The sequence below is a fragment of the Clostridium sp. K04 genome, assembly GCF_019734375.1.
GTDB lineage: Bacteria > Bacillota > Clostridia > Clostridiales > Clostridiaceae > Clostridium > Clostridium saudiense.
In genome coordinates, this window is sequence record NZ_JAASHD010000031.1 from 17,400 (window position 1) to 39,304 (window position 21,905).

General features: G+C 27.8%; 25 protein-coding genes. 17 read left to right on the top strand and 8 right to left on the bottom strand.

Features of this window, described 5'->3' with window-relative positions:
- Nucleotides 1-22: 22 nt before the first annotated feature.
- Nucleotides 23-1,327, bottom strand: a complete 1,305-nt coding sequence (locus HCG70_RS12740; protein WP_221697848.1) for an FtsW/RodA/SpoVE family cell cycle protein — start codon at nt 1,325-1,327, stop codon at nt 23-25.
- Nucleotides 1,315-1,659: a PadR family transcriptional regulator gene (locus tag HCG70_RS12745; protein WP_042395048.1), complete on the bottom strand. Its 345-nt coding sequence runs from the start codon at nt 1,657-1,659 to the stop codon at nt 1,315-1,317. The genes HCG70_RS12740 and HCG70_RS12745 overlap by 13 nt, the downstream gene beginning before the upstream one ends.
- Nucleotides 1,660-1,858: 199 nt before the next feature.
- Between HCG70_RS12745 and HCG70_RS12750 the strand changes: the two genes are divergently transcribed.
- The gene (locus HCG70_RS12750) at nt 1,859-2,623 is read left to right on the top strand and encodes a DeoR/GlpR family DNA-binding transcription regulator (RefSeq protein WP_221697849.1); all 765 of its coding nucleotides are present in this window, start codon (nt 1,859-1,861) and stop codon (nt 2,621-2,623) included.
- Between the two features lie 24 nt (nt 2,624-2,647).
- Complete coding sequence (locus HCG70_RS12755) at nt 2,648-3,430, top strand: HAD family hydrolase (protein ID WP_042395044.1); 783 nt, start codon at nt 2,648-2,650, stop codon at nt 3,428-3,430.
- A 63-nt stretch (nt 3,431-3,493) separates the two neighbouring features.
- On the opposite strand, the gene HCG70_RS12760 is transcribed toward HCG70_RS12755, so the two are convergent.
- The 4 genes from HCG70_RS12760 to HCG70_RS12775 all read right to left on the bottom strand — a co-directional run bounded on the left by HCG70_RS12760 (nt 3,494) and on the right by HCG70_RS12775 (nt 4,846).
- Nucleotides 3,494-4,072: a manganese catalase family protein gene (locus tag HCG70_RS12760; protein WP_042395041.1), complete on the bottom strand. Its 579-nt coding sequence runs from the start codon at nt 4,070-4,072 to the stop codon at nt 3,494-3,496.
- A 4-nt stretch (nt 4,073-4,076) separates the two neighbouring features.
- Nucleotides 4,077-4,340, bottom strand: coding sequence for a spore coat protein CotJB (locus tag HCG70_RS12765; protein ID WP_042395039.1), 264 nt, complete (start codon nt 4,338-4,340; stop codon nt 4,077-4,079).
- Nucleotides 4,333-4,611, bottom strand: a complete 279-nt coding sequence (locus HCG70_RS12770) for a spore coat associated protein CotJA (protein ID WP_042395037.1) — start codon at nt 4,609-4,611, stop codon at nt 4,333-4,335. Before HCG70_RS12770 ends, HCG70_RS12765 begins: the two co-directional genes overlap by 8 nt.
- 79 nt (nt 4,612-4,690) lie before the next feature.
- Nucleotides 4,691-4,846 carry a hypothetical protein gene (locus HCG70_RS12775; RefSeq protein WP_172676182.1) on the bottom strand — a complete coding sequence of 52 codons (156 nt, stop codon included), beginning with the start codon at nt 4,844-4,846 and terminating at the stop codon, nt 4,691-4,693.
- A 246-nt stretch (nt 4,847-5,092) separates the two neighbouring features.
- On the opposite strand from HCG70_RS12775, the gene gltS reads away from it, so the two are divergent.
- The 8 genes from gltS to HCG70_RS12815 all read left to right on the top strand — a co-directional run bounded on the left by gltS (nt 5,093) and on the right by HCG70_RS12815 (nt 12,951).
- Complete coding sequence (gltS, locus tag HCG70_RS12780; RefSeq protein WP_042395033.1) at nt 5,093-6,289, top strand: sodium/glutamate symporter; 1,197 nt, start codon at nt 5,093-5,095, stop codon at nt 6,287-6,289.
- A gap of 78 nt (nt 6,290-6,367) precedes the next feature.
- Entirely contained in the window at nt 6,368-7,771 is a 1,404-nt protein-coding gene (gene pepV / locus HCG70_RS12785) for a dipeptidase PepV (protein WP_082423915.1), read from the top strand.
- Nucleotides 7,772-7,802: 31 nt separating this feature from the next.
- Entirely contained in the window at nt 7,803-9,017 is a 1,215-nt protein-coding gene (gene pepT, locus HCG70_RS12790; protein WP_154820564.1) for a peptidase T, read from the top strand.
- A gap of 166 nt (nt 9,018-9,183) precedes the next feature.
- Nucleotides 9,184-9,681, top strand: coding sequence for a DNA topology modulation protein (locus HCG70_RS12795; protein WP_055291834.1), 498 nt, complete (start codon nt 9,184-9,186; stop codon nt 9,679-9,681).
- Between the two features lie 269 nt (nt 9,682-9,950).
- Nucleotides 9,951-10,334: a helix-turn-helix transcriptional regulator gene (locus tag HCG70_RS12800; RefSeq protein ID WP_042395022.1), complete on the top strand. Its 384-nt coding sequence runs from the start codon at nt 9,951-9,953 to the stop codon at nt 10,332-10,334.
- A gap of 2 nt (nt 10,335-10,336) precedes the next feature.
- Entirely contained in the window at nt 10,337-10,717 is a 381-nt protein-coding gene (locus tag HCG70_RS12805; RefSeq protein ID WP_042395020.1) for a NifB/NifX family molybdenum-iron cluster-binding protein, read from the top strand.
- A gap of 159 nt (nt 10,718-10,876) precedes the next feature.
- A complete protein-coding gene (locus tag HCG70_RS12810; protein ID WP_042395017.1) occupies nt 10,877-11,431 on the top strand; it encodes a metal-dependent hydrolase in 555 nt (184 codons plus the stop codon).
- Nucleotides 11,432-11,553: 122 nt separating this feature from the next.
- Nucleotides 11,554-12,951 carry an FAD-binding oxidoreductase gene (locus HCG70_RS12815; RefSeq protein WP_042395014.1) on the top strand — a complete coding sequence of 466 codons (1,398 nt, stop codon included), beginning with the start codon at nt 11,554-11,556 and terminating at the stop codon, nt 12,949-12,951.
- A 118-nt stretch (nt 12,952-13,069) separates the two neighbouring features.
- On the opposite strand, the gene HCG70_RS12820 is transcribed toward HCG70_RS12815, so the two are convergent.
- Together HCG70_RS12820 and HCG70_RS12825 are read right to left on the bottom strand one after the other, a co-directional pair.
- Complete coding sequence (locus HCG70_RS12820) at nt 13,070-13,462, bottom strand: YmaF family protein (RefSeq protein WP_042395012.1); 393 nt, start codon at nt 13,460-13,462, stop codon at nt 13,070-13,072.
- A gap of 83 nt (nt 13,463-13,545) precedes the next feature.
- On the bottom strand, nt 13,546-14,673 hold the full coding sequence (locus HCG70_RS12825) for a hypothetical protein (RefSeq protein ID WP_052330587.1): 1,128 nt from the start codon (nt 14,671-14,673) through the stop codon (nt 13,546-13,548).
- A gap of 203 nt (nt 14,674-14,876) precedes the next feature.
- Here HCG70_RS12825 and HCG70_RS12830 point away from each other — a divergent pair, with 203 nt between their 5' ends.
- The 7 genes from HCG70_RS12830 (at nt 14,877) to HCG70_RS12860 (ending at nt 21,874) form a co-directional block, all read left to right on the top strand.
- The gene (locus tag HCG70_RS12830) at nt 14,877-15,461 is read left to right on the top strand and encodes a BRCT domain-containing protein (RefSeq protein WP_221697850.1); all 585 of its coding nucleotides are present in this window, start codon (nt 14,877-14,879) and stop codon (nt 15,459-15,461) included.
- Nucleotides 15,462-15,488: 27 nt separating this feature from the next.
- Complete coding sequence (hisJ, locus tag HCG70_RS12835) at nt 15,489-16,283, top strand: histidinol-phosphatase HisJ (protein ID WP_042395006.1); 795 nt, start codon at nt 15,489-15,491, stop codon at nt 16,281-16,283.
- A gap of 19 nt (nt 16,284-16,302) precedes the next feature.
- Nucleotides 16,303-16,980: a hypothetical protein gene (locus HCG70_RS12840; protein ID WP_221697851.1), complete on the top strand. Its 678-nt coding sequence runs from the start codon at nt 16,303-16,305 to the stop codon at nt 16,978-16,980.
- Between the two features lie 155 nt (nt 16,981-17,135).
- On the top strand, nt 17,136-18,005 hold the full coding sequence (locus HCG70_RS12845; protein WP_042395003.1) for an ATP-binding protein: 870 nt from the start codon (nt 17,136-17,138) through the stop codon (nt 18,003-18,005).
- A 333-nt stretch (nt 18,006-18,338) separates the two neighbouring features.
- On the top strand, nt 18,339-18,527 hold the full coding sequence (locus HCG70_RS12850; protein ID WP_042395001.1) for a DUF4250 domain-containing protein: 189 nt from the start codon (nt 18,339-18,341) through the stop codon (nt 18,525-18,527).
- 205 nt (nt 18,528-18,732) lie between these two features.
- Nucleotides 18,733-20,421, top strand: a complete 1,689-nt coding sequence (locus HCG70_RS12855; protein WP_221697852.1) for a bifunctional diguanylate cyclase/phosphodiesterase — start codon at nt 18,733-18,735, stop codon at nt 20,419-20,421.
- Between the two features lie 88 nt (nt 20,422-20,509).
- On the top strand, nt 20,510-21,874 hold the full coding sequence (locus tag HCG70_RS12860) for an MATE family efflux transporter (protein ID WP_055277876.1): 1,365 nt from the start codon (nt 20,510-20,512) through the stop codon (nt 21,872-21,874).
- Nucleotides 21,875-21,905 lie beyond the last annotated feature (31 nt).

Consider the following 21,905-nt stretch of genomic DNA (forward strand, 5'->3'; position numbering starts at 1 on the left):
TAAAGTTTTAGTTTATCTAAAGTTAATTTGTAAATGTTGAAGAAACATTTCTAAATTTGTAAACATTATTAATTATAGAAATAGCAAGTACATTTATAATTAATTGACTTCCACCATAGCTTATAAATGGCATGTTTATTCCTAATATAGGAGAAAGAGAAAAATTAGCTAAAATATTTAATATAAATTGAACTGCAAATAATGAGCAAAGTCCACTTACTAATAATTTTCCATAGGTATTTTTAGTATTACTAGAAATAAGCCCAATTCTTATAATAAAAGATAAAACTAATGCTATAACAAGTATTCCAACAATCCATCCAAAAGAAAATATTATTGATGTAAGTGCAAACTCCATATTAGCATCAGGAAGGATAGAAATATTAATATTAGAATTATTACCTAATAATTCAGCAGAATTTCTTAATGTGTTTAATTGATTATAAATCCAACCTTGGCCATCTATATCTTTTGCAGGATTTAAAAATATAAAAAATCTTTCAATTCTATAGGCTGTTTTAAAGATACATAACAAGAATATAGAAACCAATGAAGCAGAAATAATAATTAAATATTTTAATTTAAAACCTGATAAATGCATAATTGTAAAAACTGCAATTAAGTATATTATTATTGTAGATAATGATTGTAAATATATAAATAGTATTGCTGGAATGAATGATAAAGTAAGACCTTCAAATAATGATTTTTTATTATTCCAATTGTAATTATCAAATATTCCAGCAAGAGAAATTATTAATAAAATAGGGGTAACTGCTAAAGTGTCAAGAGAAAAAGCACCTATAATTAAGTAACGTTTCATACCATATACAGGCATAGAAAAAGCTAATGTAATCAAAAGTAAAACAATACTACATATATAAAAGGTAAGAGAGTATTTTTTGAGTTTTCTATAGTCTACTTTTAAAATACATAATGATAATACAATTGACATCCCTAAAAAGACCAATAGTTTACTAAAATAATTTATATAATAAGCATCATTAGAAGTATTTGATTGAATAAAAGCTGTAGTTAAAAATCCAAAGAATATTAATCCTGTTGTAATTATTAAAAGAAGCCAATCAGAATTTGATTTATGAGCTTTATTTAAGTCATGGCCAATAATTTCAGCATTACCCATTTGTATTAAAGCCTTATCTATTGCTTTATCTTCAGGAATACCTATTTCTAAATAATCTTCAATAGTATCATTTATATGACATAATAATTCTGCTCTAATTTCAGCATGAACTTTTTTGTTTTTTACTAAACTACATACTTCATTGATATAATTAATAATTTTACTATTTTCTATTTTAGACATAAACTTCCCTCCCATAAAACACTATTTACAGTTTCACTAAATAATTTCCACTCAGATTCTTTTTCTAGAAGAAGTTTTTTGCCGTTATCAGTTATTTTATAATACTTTCTTTTTCTTCCACTATTAGAATCATCCCAATAAGATTCAATATAATTTGCATTTTCTAAATTATGAAGTATTGGATAAAGAGTTCCTTCTTTAAATGAAAAAATACCTTTAGAACGTAAATCTATTTCTTTAATCATTTCATAACCGTACATATCTTTACGATTAAGGATACTTAAGATCAATACTGTTGTACTTCCTTTTAATAGTTCTTTGTTAATTTTCATACTCTCACCACCATACATTGGAATTCGATACATCGTATATCTATGTATTATTTTATTGGAATATTGAGGAAAAGTAAAGAGAGAAATAAATTCTTGAAATTTTAAATTAAAAGGTATATCATATAAATGAGAATAAATGATAATAAACAAAAATAAATGATATTTAAAATTATATATAAAGAAATGAGGGTATTTATATATGTTTATGGAAGAAAGGTTAGAGAAAATATTAGAAATAATTCAAGATAAAAAAAAGGTATTAGTAAAAGATTTAAGTGAAAAATTTAATGTATCAGAAAGTATGATACGTAAGGATTTACAAAGGCTTGAAAAGGAAGGGAAAATAAAGAGAACTTATGGTGGAGCAATACTAGAAAGAGGTAGGGCTTACAATGAAAATACTACATCAAGGGTATTTGTTAATATTGAAGGGAAAGAACATATAGCTAAAGTAGTTTGTGATATTTTAGAGGAAGAGGATGTAATATTCTTAGATATATCAAGTACTAATTTAACAATTGCATCAATGATAAGAAATACAACTAAAAATATAACAGTAATAACAAATATGAATAGAATCTTAATGGAGTTTAATTATTCACCTAATATTGAAGTTATTTCAGTTGGAGGAACGTTTAATAAAAGGTTAGGGGGAACAGTAGGAGCTTATACTGTGGAGCAAATAAAACATTTTAATATAGATAAAGCTTTTGTAGGTGCTGGTGGAGTTAATATTGAAGAGAACTTTTTAAGTAACTTTAATTTTGATGAATCAATTGTTAAAAAGGAAATATTAAAAAATAGTAAGAAAAATTATATTGTTATGGATGATGAAAAATTTTATAAAGATGGAGCTCACAAATTTGGAACATTAGAAGATGTAGATTATATAATTACAGATAAAGCTCCAGATGATACAGTAAAAGTAGAATTAGACAAATATGATGTAAAAGTAATATATTAAATAAGTAATATGGGGAGAGTAGTTATGATTAAATTAATAGCAACAGATATGGATGGAACATTGTTAAATTCTAAAAATGAAATACAAGATGGATTTTATGAAGTTTTTAATAAATTAGAAGAAAAGGGAATAATATTTGCAGCTGCAAGTGGAAGACAATACTATAATCTTTTAAAAAGATTTGAAGGTATTGAAGATAAAATGATGTTTATAGCTGAAAATGGTACATTTGTGGTTTATAAAGGAAAAGAACTTGTAGTTAATGCATTAGATTTAAATCTTGCAAGAGAACTAATCAAAGTAGGGAGAAATATAAAAGATTCATATGTAATACTTTGTGGTAAAAAATCAGCTTATATTGAAAGTGATGATAAAAGATTAATTGAGCAAACAGAAAAATATTATGAAAGATATGAAATAGTATCAGATTTAACTAAAATTGAAGATGATATATTAAAGGTTACTATTTGTGATTTTGCAGGTTCAGAAAATAATAGTAATAAGTATTATGATGATTTTAGGGATAAAGCTCAAATTGCAGTATCAGGGGAAATATGGCTTGATATAACTGCAAAAGGTATTAATAAGGGGGTTGCAATAGAAGAAGTTCAAGACTTATTAAATATAAAGCATGAAGAAACAATGGTATTTGGTGATTACTTAAATGATTTAGAAATGATGAGTAGTGCTTATCATAGTTATGCAATGGAAAATGCTCATGATGATTTAAAAAAGGTAGCAAGATTTAGAGCAAAAAGTAATGATGAAAGTGGAGTTGTACATGCTATAAAAGAAATATTAAATTAATATATAATAAAAGCAGAGTTATTTTGATTAATGATAATTCAAAAAAAACTCTGCTTTATTTTATTATTTACAATTCAAATTACTAGGTTTAACGTTATCTTGTACGTTTCTTAATGCTTCACCAAATCTTTGATAATGGACTACTTCTCTTTCTCTTAAGAATCCTAAAATCTTTTTAATTTCAGCATCATCTGTTAAGTTTAATAGCCATTCATAAGTTGCTCTAGCTTTTTGTTCAGCAGCCATATCTTCATGTAAATCAGCAATTACATCACCTTTGGCTTGAATATAAGTTGCAGTCCAAGGGTTACCGGTAGCATCAGTATAAAAAAGAGCTTTACCGTGGTCAGCATAGTGACCTGCTAAACCAGCAGCTTTAATTTCATCTATTGATGCATTGCTCATTAGTTGATATACCATGGTTCCAAGTATTTCTACATGGGCCATTTCTTCTGTTCCTATGTCAGTTAATAGACCTTTTGATTTGTTTGTTGGCATTGTATATCTTTGGTTCAAATATCTAAGTGCAGCTCCTAATTCTCCATCAGGACCACCATATTGAGTTATTAAAAGTTTTGCCATATTTAAATCAGAACATTTTAAATTAACAGGATATTCTAATGTTTTTACATAGTACCACATAAACTTACTCCTCCTTATTACTTTCTTTTTCCCAAGGCCAAGGACTGTCAATCCATGCATCAGGGTTTTGAATATAAGAGGAGCCAAAGTTAGTTAAAGGACCATAATCTTGTTCATAATCCCAAATTAATTTTCTTAGCTTAGAGGAAATTACTTTATAATCATCAGTTGCATTTTTACAATTAGGAAAGTTATCTAAATATAGATTTAAATCTAATGCAAAAAATTGTAGCTTTCTAATTGCGTTTAAACATTCATGTTTATTCATGTCCTTCCTCCTTAGAATACTTAATTGCACAATAAGGACTATAAAGATCCTTAAATATTGTTCCAGCATCAAAAGCTGAGTTTAAATCAAATAAGTTTTGATAGGGTTGTAGAACAATGCATGCTTTAGCATAAGTCATAGGAGAAAAAACTTTAAATGATTCATAGCAGTTTTTTTTGGTATCAGCACAAGCAATGTTACAAGCAACATCAGATGTATTGTTTATGCAATCATTGCAGTTTATACATTTATCTATTCTTTGATAGTACATAATAGTGTATCCCTTCGTAAAAATTATCTACAATACACTTTATGTATAAACAAAAAAAATGTGAGGACAAATTGTCGAATTAAATTATTTTACTTTCTTTATGGCCACAATAATCACACTTAAAATAAATCTTTCCATGAACCTTATTATCATAAGCGTATTCATATTCATGCATGGATTCACCACAAACAGGGCAAATAAGTGTTAATTTTTTATTTGAAATATTTTTTTTCATAAATCTTACTCCTTATACAAAGTAGTGTACTCATCTGATTTCATATGAAGATGAGTTTCCTTTAATTATCATACAACTATTTATAATATTCAAGAATAAAGAATAAAATATAAAAAGTAGATAAAAAAGTATATAATTTAACAAAACATTACTTTATTTGCAAAAAAATAAAAAAGGTGTAAAATAGAAAAATACAATGGGAAGTAATTAACAAACGATAAAATTTAATAAGAAATGAGGGATAAAATGGAGCTTAAATTTAATATCTTTGAAACTATGGCACTAGTAACAGTAGTATATTATTTAGGAAAATTTCTAAGAACTAAAATAAAGTTTCTATCAAAGTATTGTATACCAGCTCCTGTTGTTGGAGGACTTGTTTTTGCAATAGTAATGCTAATATTAAAGCTAACTAATATTGCAACTATAATGTTAGATACAACATTACAAAATTTATTTATGACGGCTTTTTTTGCTAGCGTTGGTTTTACAGCAAGCTTTAAAGTTTTAAAAAGTGGTGGAATTAAGGTAGCTATGTTTTTAGGATTAGCAATACTTTTAGTAATTTCTCAAGATATAGTAGGGGCAAGTCTTGCAAAATTATTTGATTTGAATCCACTTTTAGGATTATGTACAGGTTCAATATCTATGATTGGTGGGCATGGGACTGCAGGATCATTTGGACCTTTGTTAGAGGAAATGGGAGTAAGTGGTGCTACTACAGTTTCATTTGCTTCAGCAACATTTGGATTAGTTATGGGGAGTTTTATTGGAGGATTTGTAGCTAAAGGGTTAATTGATAACTACAAATTAAAGACACCAAAAGAATCACATGATAAATCTATTCCATTAAGTGATTTTCATGAAGATAATCAGGCAGTTCTTTGTCAAAAAAGACTTATGAAGGGATCTGCATTTCTTTTTCTATCAATGGGAATTGGTTCTGTGATTTCAGGATTTATTCAAGATACAGGGTTAACATTTCCTTCTTATATAGGAGCTATGATTGCAGCTGCCGTAATAAGAAACTTCTGTGATATAAGAAAAATAGAAATAGAAGAAAAAGAAATAGAAGTAATAGGAAATATAAGTTTAGGATATTTTTTATGTATAGCTTTAATGGGATTAAAGTTATGGGAATTATTTGATTTAGCATTACCATTGGTAGTAATGTTAATAGCTCAATCTGTACTTATGGCTGTATTTGCATATTTCATTACATTTAAGATAATGGGTAGGGATTATGATGCTGCAGTATTTGCATCAGCAAGCTGTGGATTTGGAATGGGAGCAACTCCTAATGCAGTGGCTAATATGGATGCATTAAGTACAAAGTTTGGATTTGCACCAACACCATATTTCGTTGTACCTATAGTAGGTGCATTGTTTGTAGACTTTGTTAATTCAGCAGTAATAACGTTGTTTGTAAATATACTTAGCTAGTAATAAATTAGTCTTTGTCAGTTGTAGCATGTATTGTTATAATATAGTAATAACATAATTGAAAAGTAGGTGACTATGATGTATAAAAAACAAATAGAAGAATATTTTAACTTGCATAAAGACGAAATGCTAGAAGATATATGCAAGGTAATAAGAATAAAAAGTGATAGACAAGAGCCGAAAGAAGGAATGCCTTTTGGTGAAGGTGTAGTAAAGGTTTTAAAGGAAGCATTAGATATTGCAAGTAACATGGGATTTGCAACTAATAATTATGATAATTATGTTGGAACAGTAGATTTTAATGATAAAGAAAAGGCATTAGATATTTTAGCACATCTTGATGTAGTTCCAGCTGGAGATGAGTGGACAGTTACAGAGCCTTATGAACCTATTATAAAAGATGGAAAATTGTATGGAAGAGGTTCTGCAGATGATAAGGGGCCAGCAATAGTAGCATTATATGCATTAAAGGCAGTTAAAGATTTAAATATACCATTAAATAAAAATGTTAGACTTATATTAGGAACTGATGAAGAATGCGGAAGTTCTGATATCGAGTATTATTATAAAATAGAAAAAGAAGCACCTATGACTTTTTCACCAGATGCTGACTTTCCAGTTATTAATGTTGAAAAAGGTGGATTAAAAGCTAACTTTATCGCTGATTTTAAGGAAGATAGAACACTTCCTAGAATTATATCAGTAAATTCAGGGGTTAAGGTAAATGTTATTCCAGATAAGGCAGCAGCAGTAATTGAAGGAATAGAGAAGAATGAAGTAGAGAAATATTGTGATACAGTAACAAATAAAATTGGAGTAAAATTTACTGTTAATGAAGAAAATAATAAATGTATCATTGAAGCAAAAGGAAAAGGGGCCCATGCAGCTTATCCAGAAGGTGGTAACAATGCGTTAACTGGAATTTTAACATTATTATCTTCAATGCCATTTGCTGATAGTGAAGGATTTGAAAAATTATGTGGAATTAATAAATTATTACCACATGGTGACTATAAAGGTGAAGCTATTGGAGTAAAGATGGCTGATGAAGTTTCAGGAGAATTAACTTTATCATTTACTATTTTTGAGTATACTACTACAGGATTAAAAGGAACTTTTGATTGTAGAGCACCTCTATGTGCAAATGATGAAAATCTAAGAGATGTAGTTGCTAAAAATTTAAATAATATTGGAGTAATTTTGGAACCATGCAATGTATTTGAAGGACATTATGTAGATGAAAACTCTGATTTTGTTCAAACATTATTAAGATGTTACGAAATGTATAGTGGGAAAAAAGGTGAATGTATAGCAATTGGTGGGGGGACTTATGTCCATCACATAAAAAATGGTGTTGCATTTGGATGCACAATGCCTGGAACTGATAATAATATGCATGGAAATGATGAATTTGCAGTTATAGATGAGCTTATACTTAGCGCTAAAATATTTACACAAGCAATAATAGAATTATGTAAATAATATAATAATTTATATAGAGGGAGATAAAAATATGCAAGCCTATGAAAGATTAATAAAATACGCAAAAATATATACAACGTCTGATCCTAAATCAGAAACTACACCATCAACTAAAAGACAATTTGATTTAGCTAATATTTTAGTTGAAGAAATGAAGGAAATAGGAATTCAAGAAGTTAGAGTAGATGAAAATTGTTATGTTTATGGAATTATTCCTGCAACTAAAGGCTATGAAGATAAATATAGTATAGGATTAATAGCTCATATGGATACTGCACCAGCAGCACCAGGAGAAAATGTAAATCCACAATTAGTTGAAAATTATAATGGAGAAGATTTAACTCTTTTAAATGGAACTGTTTTATCAGTAGAAAAATTTCCACATTTGAAGAATTTAAAAGGAAGAACTTTAATTACAACAGATGGTAACACTCTTCTAGGGGCTGATGATAAGGCGGGTATAGCAGAAATATTAACAGCTTGTGAAAGAATAATAAAAGAAAATATTCCACATGGAAAGATATGTATTGGCTTTACACCAGATGAAGAAATAGGAAGAGGAGCTAATAAATTTGATGTAAAGAATTTTGGAGCGCAATTTGCTTATACAATGGATGGTGGAGTTGAAGGTGAAATTTCTTATGAAAACTTTAATGCATCAGCAGCTACAGTAGAAATATATGGGGTTTCAGTTCATCCAGGATCAGCAAAGAATACAATGATTAACGCAACAAATGTAGGTATTGAGTTTGATAGAATGTTACCTCAAGGTGAAAAGCCAGAACATACTGAAGGGTATGAAGGATTCTATTATTTAGAAAGCTTTAGAGGAAATACAGATCATGCTGTATTAGGATATATATTAAGAGATCATGATGCTTGTAAGCTTGAATCTAAGAAAGCTACATTAAAGTTAGTTGAAAAGCTATTAAATGAAAAATATGGAGAAGGCACTGTTAAATTGACAATTACTGATCAATATAAGAATATGGCTGAACATGTTAAGCCTTGTATGCATTTAATTGATAATGCAATAGCTGCAATGAAGAGTTTAAATGTTACTCCTGTAATTGAACCTATAAGAGGAGGAACTGATGGAGCAACTCTTAGCTATATGGGATTACCTTGTCCTAATCTAGGAACTGGTGGATATGCATTCCATGGTGAATATGAGCATATTACTGTAGAGGGTATGGAAATTGCAACTAATATAATAATTGAAATATTAAAGAAGTATGCACAATAATTTTATATAAAACTTACATTAGATAAGCAGAGTGAATATCATGACTCTGCTTATTTTTTAATATTATGCATATATATTTCAAAAAATATGAATTAAAACTTTAAAATATAAAAAGTATTTATTTTATTAGAAGGAAATTTATTTTTGAGAAATAGGGGTGGAGAGTGTGGATAAAATTATTGTGATAGGATGTGGTGGAGCAGGGAAATCAACATTTTCCAGGAAATTATCTAATTTACTAGATATACCAGTATATCATTTAGATAAGTTGTTTTGGAATAAAGGCTGGATTGAAACTCCGCAGAAAGAATTTAATAAAAAAATTAAAGAAGTAATAAGCAAAGATAAATGGATAATAGATGGTAATTATATTAAAACAATTGACATAAGGGCAAAAGATGCAGATACTATAATATTTATTAATATGCCAACGTATATTTGTCTTTATAGAATTTTCAAGAGACGATTTATGTATAGAGGAAAAAGCAGACCAGATATGGCTGATGGTTGTCCAGAGGGAATTGATATAGAATTTTTTAAATGGGTATTGAGTTATAACAAAAAAATTAGACCAGAAATACTTAAAAAATTAAGTTTATATAAAGAAAAAAATATTGTAGTTTTAAATGGGAGAAAAGAAGTAAAAAAATTTTTAGAAGGATAAGTACTTTGTTTATAATATATTTTTTTAAAACTTAATACCAGAGAGATTAAATTAGTTTATGAATAGAAGGGAATAAATAATGTTCTATAATTATTTGGATAAAAAAGGATTTAAAGGCAGAAGGAAAAGATAGAATTTGAGAGGCAATTAAACTAAATAATAAAATTTAATAAGTTTTAAGGAAAAACAAGTAAATTTAGCGTTTGAGAAAACTAATTAAGAGTATTAATATTTAATTAAGTAATTACTTAATTAAATTAGAGGTGCTTATGAACGAGAAGATTAAGATATTTAAAGCTATAGGCGATGAAACAAGAGTAAAAATTCTGATTTTATTATCAAATAGAAATATTTGTGCAAAGGGAATTGCTAAGCATTTAGAAATTTCTGAAGCTGCAGTATCTCAGCATATTAAGATTTTAAAAGAAGCTAATATAATAATTGCATATAAACAAGGATACTATGTTATGTATGAATTAAATGAGAAAGTATTAGAAGAAGCTATAGGTTTTATAAATCTTCTTATTCATAAAAATACTGATTTAATTTCAAATGAGTACAATTTTAATATTGAAGAGGCAAATACTGCTAGGTGTAAGCGTGGGTGCAAATCCATGAAGGGTTGTTGTAAAAACAAAATTAAGGAGGAGTAAAAATGAAAGTATGTTTTCCAGTTAACTCTAACGAAGGATTAAATAGTATGCCATATAATCACTTTGGAAGTGCTCCAGAATTTGTTGTATGGGACGGGGAAAGTAATGTAGTTAAATCAATTAGTAATGGTGATTTAGGGCATGAACATGGAAAGTGTAATCCTATTAAAGCATTATCAGGAGAGGTAGTCGATGCTGTAGTTGTAGGAGGAATAGGAAAAGGGGCAATTATTAAGTTAAATTCGATGGGAATAAAAGTATATAAAGCTATTGAAGGAACAATATCAGATAATATTAATTCACTTAAGAATGGTGTATTAAAAGAATTTGATAGCACTCATACATGTAATCATGATGGATGTTCTCATCATGGTAACAATTAAATATATAATGAAAGGGCATCATTAATTTGATGCTTTTTTTATACATAAATATTTAGATTGGTAAATAGAGGAATGGCAAGAACATACTTTCACTTTGAGTAAATTTGTAGTAAAATTAAATGATGCGATAGTATATTTTGTACAAAGGATGGAAAATTAATGAGTGGAAAAGAACATATGATTGTAGGGACTACTGCAACAGCAACAATGGGAGTTGGTTTCTTAATAACAAAAACATTTGATAGTGTAATTTATTTAATACCATTAATAATAGGAGGGTTTATAGGTTCATATATGCCAGATATAGATTCTCATAATTCAAAAGTAAGACAGGTATTTAATAAAATATTAACCTTTTTAATAATAGCAATATTTATAGGATATATGTTAGGAATTATGCTAAATGTAAATGATATTATTCTATTTTTACAAAGTAATTTTAGTAATTATTTTGGAGCTATTATGTTTTGTATAGTAACAATACTAGGGAAATTATCACCGCATAGAATGTTTACTCATAAATGGTTGGGAACATTTCTATTCTGTGGTTGCGTTTACTTTATAGGAAATATTTATTTAACATTGGGCTTTACAATGGGATATATATTACATATAGTTTGTGATAGGTTTTCACCAAGAGGAAAAAATCTAAAGTTTTTTGAATTCAAGCTACCTTGTAGGAATTCAAAAAATAAAACTACAATTGTGTGGTAAAAATAAAGTTTGATTACCAACAATTATATATGCCTATTTAATAATAAGAAAATTATTGATACAATTATAAGTAAAAAGAGAGATAAAAAACATTATTTAATAAACAATATTGAGGTGAAATAATGATTAACTACGATTATGGAAGATTAACTGGTGAAATTATTACTAGGGAAGATTTTGAATATGAAGAAGAAAGAAAAGCATGGAACAGGGCGATAGAGAAGTATCCACTAATAATTGTATATTGTAAAACAGAAGATGATATCAAAAATGCAATTATATTTGCAAAGGCTAATTCACTTTCAATAAGAATAAGAAATGGACGCCACCATTATGAAGGATATTCTAACGGAAATGATGTAGTAGTAATTGATGTAAGTAAAATGAATAAAATATACATGGATGAAGAAAATGAAAGAGTAAAGGTACAAGCTGGAGTAAGAAATAGAGAGTTGTATGAAGCTACTGGTAGAAAAGGATATCCATTTCCAGGTGGGGGATGCCCTACAGTAAGTGCAGTTGGATTTACTTTAGGTGGAGGCTGGGGATACTCGGCAAGGCTTTTAGGACTTGGATGTGATAGATTAGTTGAAGTTGAATTAATAGATTGCAATGGCCAAACTATAGTTTGTAATAAGGAAGTAAATGAAGATTTGTTTTGGGCATTAAGAGGTTGTGGTGGAGGTAATTTTGGTGTAGTTACTTCTATGACTTATAATTTACCACCTAAAATTGATATGGTTACATTAGTTAATATAGATTTTACACATATAGATTTTGAAGAAAATGTTAATTTGCTTGAAAAATGGCAAGAGATTTATAAGGTAATGGATAAAAGGGCTAATTTTAAGTTAGCTTGTTATAATTCAAGTGATAGAGGCAAAGGTGTTAAAATAGTTGGATTAGTATATGGAGATAAAAAGCTGACAAATGAAATACTAAAGCCGATTAAAGATATTGTATCTCAAGGAAGTTATAAACTTGATTATATAGATATTTTTGAAGCAAATAAAATAATTCAAGATAGTCATCCAGAATTTGAAAGATATAAAAGTGCTGGTAGATTTGTTTATAAGGATTATACTAGAGAAGAAATTACTAAACTTTTAGAATTAATTGATGAAAGAGCGGAAGGAGCTACTTATACAGCAATAACTTTTTATGGATTAGGTGGAGTAATAAAAGAAGTTAAAAGTGATAGTACAGCTTTCTATCATAGAGATGCACAATTTATCTTAGGATTCCAATCAGTGTGGGAAGAACCGAGGTTTGCACCAGTAAATAGAAAATGGTTTGTAGAAAAGTTAGAGTACATAAAATCCATAACAGATGGTGGATTTATTAATTTCCCATGTGAGGAGATAAATAGTCAATCAAAAAGTTATGAAGAGGAATATTACGGGGAAAATTCAGAGTTATTAAAATTAATAAAAGAAAAATATGATAAAGACGATTTCTTTAATTTTGAACAAGATATTCGAATAGAGAGAAAATTGTTTTATGATTTCCTTGTTAGATAATATTAAAAAAGGTATTATTAGATAATAAAAAGAACAGTAGAGGTATTTATTCCTCTACTATTTATTTGTTATTTTCTTTATAAAGATAAAGATTAGATTATTAAGATAAAAATACTACTTAGCAATCAGAATTGCTTTCATCTACAGTAGGTGCTTCTATTAAAGTAGCAAAGATATATTCATGACGATGTCCATCAACAGTTGTAGTATAGCCTTTTACTAGATGAACATGTTTGCCATTACCTACATATATTGCAGGACCTGTAGTGTCACAAATTTTATGATGGTGATCTACAAAGTCTGTATTAGTAGATAGCTTATGAACATGTGATTTACCATATTTTATAGCTTCACCAGTAACTCCAGCAAAACGATGGTTGTGTTTATCATCGCATTCTTCAGCAAACATTGTTGAACCTTCAAATTCATGAACATGATCATCTACAGTATTTTCTGAATTGTCATCACTTTGGTAATTAGAATATCTACATCTATTATATCTAGTACTCATAAAAATATTCCTCCTCATTTGTTGTTATAATATATAATATGATTAGGCCAAAAAAGTTGACATAATTTTTTGTTGAAAATATATTAATTTAATGAGTTTTCCCAGTAATTTAAAAAAGTGATAATATCTTTTAAGGTTGGACTCTTAGCATTTCTTACATAATAACCAGATGTTGCAGTTCCTAAAACTAGTGAAAGTTGAGTAGAAAGTCCTAAGACTTGTCCAAAGCAGAAGCCGGCATTAAAATTATCTCCAGCACCTGTAGTTAATTTTGGATTTGGTTCGTAAGGCCCAGGAGTATAATAGTATTTCCCATTACATACTGCACATGCTTCCTTTACAGGATGAATTACTAGTGTATTGATACTTAATCTTTTATAAAGCTCTATTATAAGATTTTTTAAAGGAATTTTATTTTCTTGTGAAGTTACTCCAAAGATTTCTCCAATTTCATAGGCTTCTTTTTCATTCAATCCTAAAATAACATTAAATTTAGATGAAAATTCTTTTAATAATGATAAGGCTTCTAAAACATCAGATTTTAATCTATTTTCAGGATCTGCTAAATCAAAGAAGATATATTTATTATCTTTTTTATTTAGATTAGGAAGTACTTCATTAATTAAACCTTTCCAAATTTGAGCCATATAAGGAAGCATAGTCCAGTTTTCTAATCCTACTAAGGTTGAACTATCAATAATGGAGGTTAACTTTTCTACTCCAACTTTTTCTTTGATCTTATTCCAATTAACATCTTTTAAGCATTCACGTTTGCCAATCATAAGTTTTCCGTCTAAAAATTCAACTGCATCTGTAAGGCCAGGATTTGAAATAGAAATTATATTACATTTCTTAGACATTTCAATAAAAACGGGATTAATAGAATCTTCACCAAGGGCACCTATATAATTTATATTTAAGCCATAGGTAGACAAAGCATTGCTCATAATAGGCCCATTACCACCAAGTTTGCTTTGAAGAGGAATAAATTCAACATTTGAGCTTAATCCAGCAGCTTTACTGATAAAATCGCCGAATTCACTTAATGTTTCCATTCTAATATAGTTATTTGCATCAGTTCTTGTTTTAACAACATGAAGGATTTGATCAACAAATCCATCTAACCCCATTACTGCATTAATATTTACATTATTATGTTGCTCTAGAAAAGTAATTAAGGAGTTAATGTCAGTTTTTAATTTTTCATTCAATTAAAATTCCTCCAATCAATAAAAATAATAGGTTTAAAAATTGATAATAAATAATATAAAATTTGATTTCATAATATATATATAGTGATTTTTAATAAATATGTTAGTATTCTTTAGTTTAATAAAATGATATAATATAAGTTAAATGAAAATTAGTGCTAAAGAAAAATGAAGTTAGGATTTAGATTAAGGGATGATAAAAGATGCAGGATAGAATAGACTACAAAAAAATAGATTTTAATCCAGCAAGAGAGATATTAGGTGGTAAAAATGTTGTTTTTACAGGTAGAGGTTTTTTAGTAAGAGGAGAACTGATGAGGCTTGCAAGACAGGCAGGGGCTAATGTTGATACTGTAGTAACGAAAAAATGTGATCTTTTAATTGTTGGTGAGAAACCAGGTAGAAAGCTTAGAAAAGCAAAAGTTTTGGGGTGTGAAATAATTACTACAAATGATTTTAAAGATATTTTAGAAGGTAAAATAAGTAATGTAGAAAATGATATTGATGAAGACATATTAAATATAAATACTAATGAAAATATAAATGAAGTGATATATATTTTGAGAAAAAATATATTATTGCTTATAAATAATGAAGCTATTAAAATGAAAACTATTAGAAATATAAAATTAAATGGTGGAAATATTATAGAGAATTTTGAAGAGGAAAAGGTTGATTTAATAGTTTATCAGCCAAGCTCTAAAATAACTAATATTTTAGATAAAGCTAAAAAGGATAATATAAATACAATTAGTTTAGGGGTTTTTAATAAAATGCTTATGAATTGATTAATAAAATAATTGGGAGGAAATAAGTTGAATAGTAAGAGAGATGGACATGTACACAGTCATTATTGTCCACATGGAAGTAATGATAGTTTTGAGGAGTATTTAACAAAGGCAATAGAATTAGGAATAGAAGAAATTACATTTACAGAGCACATGACTATGCCAGAAGGTTTAGTTTTATATGGAATAGATAAGGAGTTTTTAAGCTCGGCTGCTCCCAATATAGAGGAAATGAAAAAATATTTAAAAGAAGCAAGTTATTATAAAGAAAAATATAAAGATAAAATTAAAATAAATGTTGGATTAGAAGTAGATTATTTAGAAGGTTATGAAGAGTTTACAACAAATATGCTTAATGAATATGGAAAGTATTTAGATGATGCGATTATCTCTGTTCATATAGGAATGTATGATGAAAAATATTATGCATTTGATTGTATTGAGTCATTTGAAGAGTTATTAAATAAGTTGGGAAGTGTAGAAAAAATATATAATTTATATTATAATACATTATTGAAGGGAATAAAAAGTAATTTAGGAAATTACAAGCCTAAAAGGATTGGGCATCCTACATTAATCAGGATATTTAATAAGCTATATCCTATTAACTATAAAAATGATAAATTATTTGAAGAAATAATTAATGAAGTTAAATTAAGAAATTATGAATTGGACTGTAATACAGCCGGATTAAGAAAGCAGTATTGTGGAGAAAAATATCCAAGTGGAGATTTGTATGATTTAGCAATAAAAAATAATATACAAATGGTTTATGGATCTGACTCTCATGAAGCTAAGGATGTTGGGTTCAACTTCAAATAATATAATTGGAGGAAGAGATATGAGAAGCATAAGGTTAAAAAAAATAATTGCAGTAGCAATGATATTTGTTATGGGAGCATCAGTTTATGGATGTACAGGTACAAATGCTTCTGGAAGCAAAAATGATGATGTTGTAGTTGAAGACTCAAATTCAAATAACGATGGTGCAAATGATGAAACAGTAGTTGAAGATGAGGAAGAAAATAATGAACAAATAAGCAATACAGAAGAAAATTCTGAGGATAAATCTAAAGTAGAAGTATTTAAATTATACTCTAAAGATGCAGAACAAGGAGCAGAAGTTAATTTAGGTGAAGTTGAAATTAATAAAAATGAATCGTTAGAGAATAAACTATCAAAAATTGCAAGTGTATTAAGTGAAAAAGCTTTTGATACTTTACCAATATCTCTTACTGAAATTAAAGACATAGATGGAAAGAAGATTGCTGTATTTAATTTAGAGGAAATGGGTAATAATGCTGGAGATGTACAATTTTCAGATTATGAAGGAATAAGTTGGTATAACAATTTCTTTGCAGGATCAACGGGTGGAGAGATAACTGAATACACTTTAATAAGAAACTTATTACAAACTGAATATACTGGAGAATGGATTGATGGTGTAGAATTTACATACAAAGGTTCTAAAATTGAGTTTGATCATGTACCAGAGCTAGGAGAAATTAATTACAGATAAATGTAATTTTAAATTAAATTTTGTTAATTTAATAAAGGTTGTATCATAATTGATGCAACCTTTATTTTACATGACATAAACTATTGTAAATAGTTGCTTTTATTATATAATTTAAGTAAAATAAATTTTGTTATTAAAAATACGAGGTGATAAAGATGAGTGGTATAGCAGGTAATGGGTGCGCAAGAATAGTACCAGAAGAAGCTAAAAAGACTCTTGAGGAAATAGAAAGAAGTATTGTTAAAAGGTATAGAAAACCAATATGGTCTAAATTTATAAAAGCAGTTAAGGATTATCAATTAATAGAAGAAGGTGACAAAATAGCAGTTGCTATTTCAGGTGGGAAAGACTCGCTATTAATGGCAAAGTTATTTCAAGAATTAAAAAAACATGGTCAAGTAAATTTTGATGTAGAGTTTATAGCAATGGATCCAGGATATCATCCACAAATAAAAGATTTATTAATAGAAAACTGCGAGCATTTAAATATTCCAGTACATATTTATGAATCAAAAATCTTCGAAATAATTGATGAAAAAGCAAAAGATTATCCATGTTATCTTTGTGCAAGAATGAGAAGAGGATCATTATATAATAAGGCTAGAGAATTAGGATGCAATAAGCTTGCATTAGGGCATCACTATAATGACGTAATTGAAACAACTATGTTAAATGTTCTTTATGCAGGAAACTTTAAAACAATGTTACCTAAATTAAAGGCTGATAACTTTGAAGGTATTGAACTTATAAGACCACTTTATTATGTAGAGGAAGAAGCAATAATAAGATTTATTAAGTATACTGGATTATGGCCACTTAATTGTGCTTGTATGGTTGCTGCAGAAAAGATTGGTAATAAGAGACATGAAATTAAGGATATGATAGCTGAGTTGAAGAAAAACTTTAATGATGTTGATAAATCTATATTTAAGGCTGCGGCAAACGTTAATATGAATTCTATTTTAGGATGGGAAAAGGATGGAGAAAAGTATTCGTTTTTAGACCCAGAAAATCCAAAGAAATAAATCAATAAAGCGGAATAAAACAGGATAGGTTGCTAATACTAAATATATAATATTTAGTGGAGGTGTTGTTATGGCTAAGAAAGGTCAAGAGGCCACTTGGGAAAATGATCACTTTAAAGGGCCCAAAAAACCAAGAGCAGCAAAAGTACCAGAAGTAAATCCTGTTGGAAATGGAAAATAAAATATATTTTATATAAAGTAAATATAAATAAAAAAATAAGCTAAAGTACTAAAAAGGTATGTACTTTAGCTTATTTTTATATAAAATATAAGTATGAGGAAAATTTGGATAATGTGTAATTAAAATAACATATATAGATTATGGAGGTAAAAATGGATAAAGAAACATTAATAAAAATGGATCCTAATATACTAGTAAGTATGGTTAATATGAAGTTAAGAGATTATTATTCAAGTTTAGATCAGTATTGTGAAGATATTGGGATTGAAAAAGAATGTATCGAAAAGAGACTTGAAACTATCGGATATAAATATCATACAGATATAAATCAATTCAAATAGTTTTTTCAGTAATGATATTAATAAATAGTTAGATAATTAAAAAGAGGTAATGTATATGAAATTGAAAAAAATAGGGAAAATTGCAGTAGTTATCGCTGCATCAACAGCATTAGTTACTACATTGATTAATGATAAGAAGAATAAAGAGAGTACAAGTAACGAATAGTAGTATATTTACTACAAAATTCGAAATAGGGGTAGTAATATGAATATAGGCAAGGGGAAGAAAAACGCAAATGAAAATGTCTGCTCAGAGTTTGAGGGACTGTATGGGGCTATTATTTTTATAGATATAAAAAATAAAAAAGTTAGTTTGCGCGGCAATTTAAAAAGTATATTTGATATTAAATGTAACAATCTTAATATTTCAATAGATGAATTTTGTGATTATATTCATGAAAATCATGTTGAAAAATTTCTTTGTTTATTTAATGAGTGTAATTTAGCTAAAAAAGATTTTAAGTTACAGCTAAAAAGTCCTTGTCTTGAAATGGATAACTGGATTAAAATTCATTTAAATAAAGTAATAGTTGAAGAAGAAGTTATAGGATATGAGGGATACGTTAGTAAAGTAATTGATTCGAATGAAGATGAAGTAGCACCATTAGAAAATACACCTTATTTAGATGAAGTTACAGGATTGCATAAAAGAATTTATTTAAAAGATAAAATAGATTTTTATTTAGGGATAAATAAAAATTCTAATAACAAAAGTGCATTAATTATATTAGGATTAGATAATTTTAAATATATAAATGATACTTTTGGAGTTACATATGGAGATAAATATTTAAAATCAGTTGCTAGAGAGCTTAAAAATAAAATTATTAGTGATGATTATATTTGTAGACTTGAAGGCGATGAATTTTTAATATTTTTACATAATGCTATAACATTAACAGAGATAGAAACTAAGGCACAATCTATTATAGATGTTTTTAATAAATCGTATAACATAGAAGGAAAACAAGTACATGTTACAACAAGCATAGGGATAGCAATTTATCCAGATGATGGATATAGATTTGATGAGTTAATAAAAAATGCAGATGCAGCAATGTATGAGGCAAAAACAAAGGGAAAGAATCAGTATCAATTTTTTAATGATAGTATTGCACAAGCAATGGATAGAGCATATAAAATACAAAATAATCTGATGAGTGCAATTGAAAATGAAGAAATGTATGTTGTATTTCAACCAAAGGTAATTTTAGCTCATGAGAGAGTAAATGGATTTGAAGCATTAATTAGATGGAATAATAAGGAGATTGGTAACGTTCCTCCAAATGAATTTATTCCTGTTGCCGAAAATAATGGAATGATAGTACACTTAGGAAATTTTGTTTTGAGGGAAGTTTTTAAGAAAGTTGATTTGTTGTTAAAGTCAGGATATTCAAATTTTAAAATTGCAGTGAATTTATCTGATGTACAATTACGAAATCAAAAGTTAATAACTTATGTAAAATATTTATGTGATATTTATAAGATTGATGGTAGATATATTGAATTTGAAATAACTGAAGGAATATTAATTAAATCCTATGAAGATACATTAAGATCATTATATGAGCTTAAAAAACTTGGTTCCACAATAGCATTAGATGATTTTGGAACAGGGTATTCATCATTAAATTATTTAACTAAACTTCCAATTGATGCATTAAAAATTGATAGAAGTTTTGTTATTGATATGATAGAAAATCATAAAAGTAGGTGGATTGTAGAAAATATAATACAGTTATCTCATAAGTTAGGCATAGAAGTTGTAGCTGAAGGCGTAGAACTTGAGGAGCAAGTTGATTATTTAAAATCAATTTTATGTGATATTGTTCAAGGGTATTTTTACAGTAAACCTGAATCTTTTGAAAAAGTGGTAAATTTATTAGAAAAATAATTAGATAATTACTAGTTAAAAAAATAGGAGTGGTAAAATTTTTATTGCTTCTATTTTATTGTGAAAAAATATAGAAGGAGAAAGATACATGAAGAGAAAAGTTGATCTAGTTTCAGGGAATATAATAAAAACATTAATAGCTTTATCTTTACCAATATTGGGGACATCGTTTATTCAAATGGCATATAGTTTAGTAGATATGATATGGATTGGTAAAGCAGGAAGTGCAGCAGTTGCAGCAGTTGGAACTGCTGGCTTTTTTGCTTGGTTTGGAAATTCATTAGTTTTAATAAGTAAGACTGGTGCAGAAGTTGGTGTGTCACAAGCCATTGGTAAAAATAATGAAAAAGAGAGGAATTCATATGTATATAGTAGCATAACATTATGTGTTTTAATGTCAATTATATATGGAGTTATTTTAATTTTATTTAGGAATGAACTTATAGGTTTTTTTAATTTAGGAGACGCAAATATAATAAAGATGTCTTTAGAATATTTAATTATTATTGCATTAGGAATGATATGTGCTTTTTTAAATCCACAATTTACAGGAATATTTACTGCTTCGGGAAATAGTAAAACACCATTTATAGTAAACACTATAGGATTAGTTATGAATATAATTTTAGATCCAGTTTTAATATTTGGGTTTGCTGGAATTAAACCATTAGGGGTAGTAGGTGCAGCTTTAGCAACAGTACTATCACAACTTCTAGTTACTCTTATATTTATATATACATTTATTAAAAATGGATATAATTTTAGTTTTAGTAATAAAAAATTTATTACTTTAAAGTATATAAAAAATATATGTATGTTTGGAGGGCCAACAGCAATCCAAAATTGTTTATTTACATTTTTCTCAATGTTGCTTGGCAGAATCGTAGCTAGTGCAGGACCAGTTTCAATAGCAGTTCAAAAAGTTGGATCACAAATAGAATCTATTTCATGGATGACTGCTGGTGGATTTGCAAGTGCATTAACTGCATTTATTGGACAAAACTATGGAGCTAAGAAATGGAATAGGGTATTAAAAGGATATAAGGTTACACTATTTATTTCTTGTTTATTGGGAATATTTACTACAATATTATTGGTGTTCTTTGGTAGAAGTATTTTTTCAATATTTATAAATGAAAGTGAAGCAATAGCACAAGGAATTGATTATTTGAAGATTTTAGGGTATTCACAATTATTTATGTGCTTGGAAATAACAACATCAGGAGCATTTTATGGAGTAGGAAGAACTGTTATTCCATCAATAATAGGTATTATTTTTACTGGGTTAAGAGTACCTTTGGCTATAATTTTATTTAGACCAGAGATTTTAGGGATAAATGGAGTATGGTGGAGTATTAGTGGAACAAGTATAGTAAAAGGAATAGTACTTGTATTACTATTTTCATTAATAGTAATAAGAGGCTTGAAAAAACAAATAAGCATAGAAGCTTAACATAATTTAAAAAGCTCATGTTAAAATATAA

Coding starts and splice junctions, on each gene's coding strand:
- HCG70_RS12740 (WP_221697848.1), bottom strand. CDS start 1,327: ATGTCTAAAATAGAAAATAGTAAAATTATTAATTATATCAATGAAGTA.
- HCG70_RS12745 (WP_042395048.1), bottom strand. CDS start 1,659: ATGAAAATTAACAAAGAACTATTAAAAGGAAGTACAACAGTATTGATC.
- HCG70_RS12750 (WP_221697849.1), top strand. CDS start 1,859: ATGTTTATGGAAGAAAGGTTAGAGAAAATATTAGAAATAATTCAAGAT.
- HCG70_RS12755 (WP_042395044.1), top strand. CDS start 2,648: ATGATTAAATTAATAGCAACAGATATGGATGGAACATTGTTAAATTCT.
- HCG70_RS12760 (WP_042395041.1), bottom strand. CDS start 4,072: ATGTGGTACTATGTAAAAACATTAGAATATCCTGTTAATTTAAAATGT.
- HCG70_RS12765 (WP_042395039.1), bottom strand. CDS start 4,340: ATGAATAAACATGAATGTTTAAACGCAATTAGAAAGCTACAATTTTTT.
- HCG70_RS12770 (WP_042395037.1), bottom strand. CDS start 4,611: ATGTACTATCAAAGAATAGATAAATGTATAAACTGCAATGATTGCATA.
- HCG70_RS12775 (WP_172676182.1), bottom strand. CDS start 4,846: ATGAAAAAAAATATTTCAAATAAAAAATTAACACTTATTTGCCCTGTT.
- gltS (WP_042395033.1), top strand. CDS start 5,093: ATGGAGCTTAAATTTAATATCTTTGAAACTATGGCACTAGTAACAGTA.
- pepV (WP_082423915.1), top strand. CDS start 6,368: ATGTATAAAAAACAAATAGAAGAATATTTTAACTTGCATAAAGACGAA.
- pepT (WP_154820564.1), top strand. CDS start 7,803: ATGCAAGCCTATGAAAGATTAATAAAATACGCAAAAATATATACAACG.
- HCG70_RS12800 (WP_042395022.1), top strand. CDS start 9,951: ATGAACGAGAAGATTAAGATATTTAAAGCTATAGGCGATGAAACAAGA.
- HCG70_RS12805 (WP_042395020.1), top strand. CDS start 10,337: ATGAAAGTATGTTTTCCAGTTAACTCTAACGAAGGATTAAATAGTATG.
- HCG70_RS12810 (WP_042395017.1), top strand. CDS start 10,877: ATGAGTGGAAAAGAACATATGATTGTAGGGACTACTGCAACAGCAACA.
- HCG70_RS12815 (WP_042395014.1), top strand. CDS start 11,554: ATGATTAACTACGATTATGGAAGATTAACTGGTGAAATTATTACTAGG.
- HCG70_RS12820 (WP_042395012.1), bottom strand. CDS start 13,462: ATGAGTACTAGATATAATAGATGTAGATATTCTAATTACCAAAGTGAT.
- HCG70_RS12830 (WP_221697850.1), top strand. CDS start 14,877: ATGCAGGATAGAATAGACTACAAAAAAATAGATTTTAATCCAGCAAGA.
- HCG70_RS12840 (WP_221697851.1), top strand. CDS start 16,303: ATGAGAAGCATAAGGTTAAAAAAAATAATTGCAGTAGCAATGATATTT.
- HCG70_RS12845 (WP_042395003.1), top strand. CDS start 17,136: ATGAGTGGTATAGCAGGTAATGGGTGCGCAAGAATAGTACCAGAAGAA.
- HCG70_RS12850 (WP_042395001.1), top strand. CDS start 18,339: ATGGATAAAGAAACATTAATAAAAATGGATCCTAATATACTAGTAAGT.
- HCG70_RS12855 (WP_221697852.1), top strand. CDS start 18,733: ATGAATATAGGCAAGGGGAAGAAAAACGCAAATGAAAATGTCTGCTCA.
- HCG70_RS12860 (WP_055277876.1), top strand. CDS start 20,510: ATGAAGAGAAAAGTTGATCTAGTTTCAGGGAATATAATAAAAACATTA.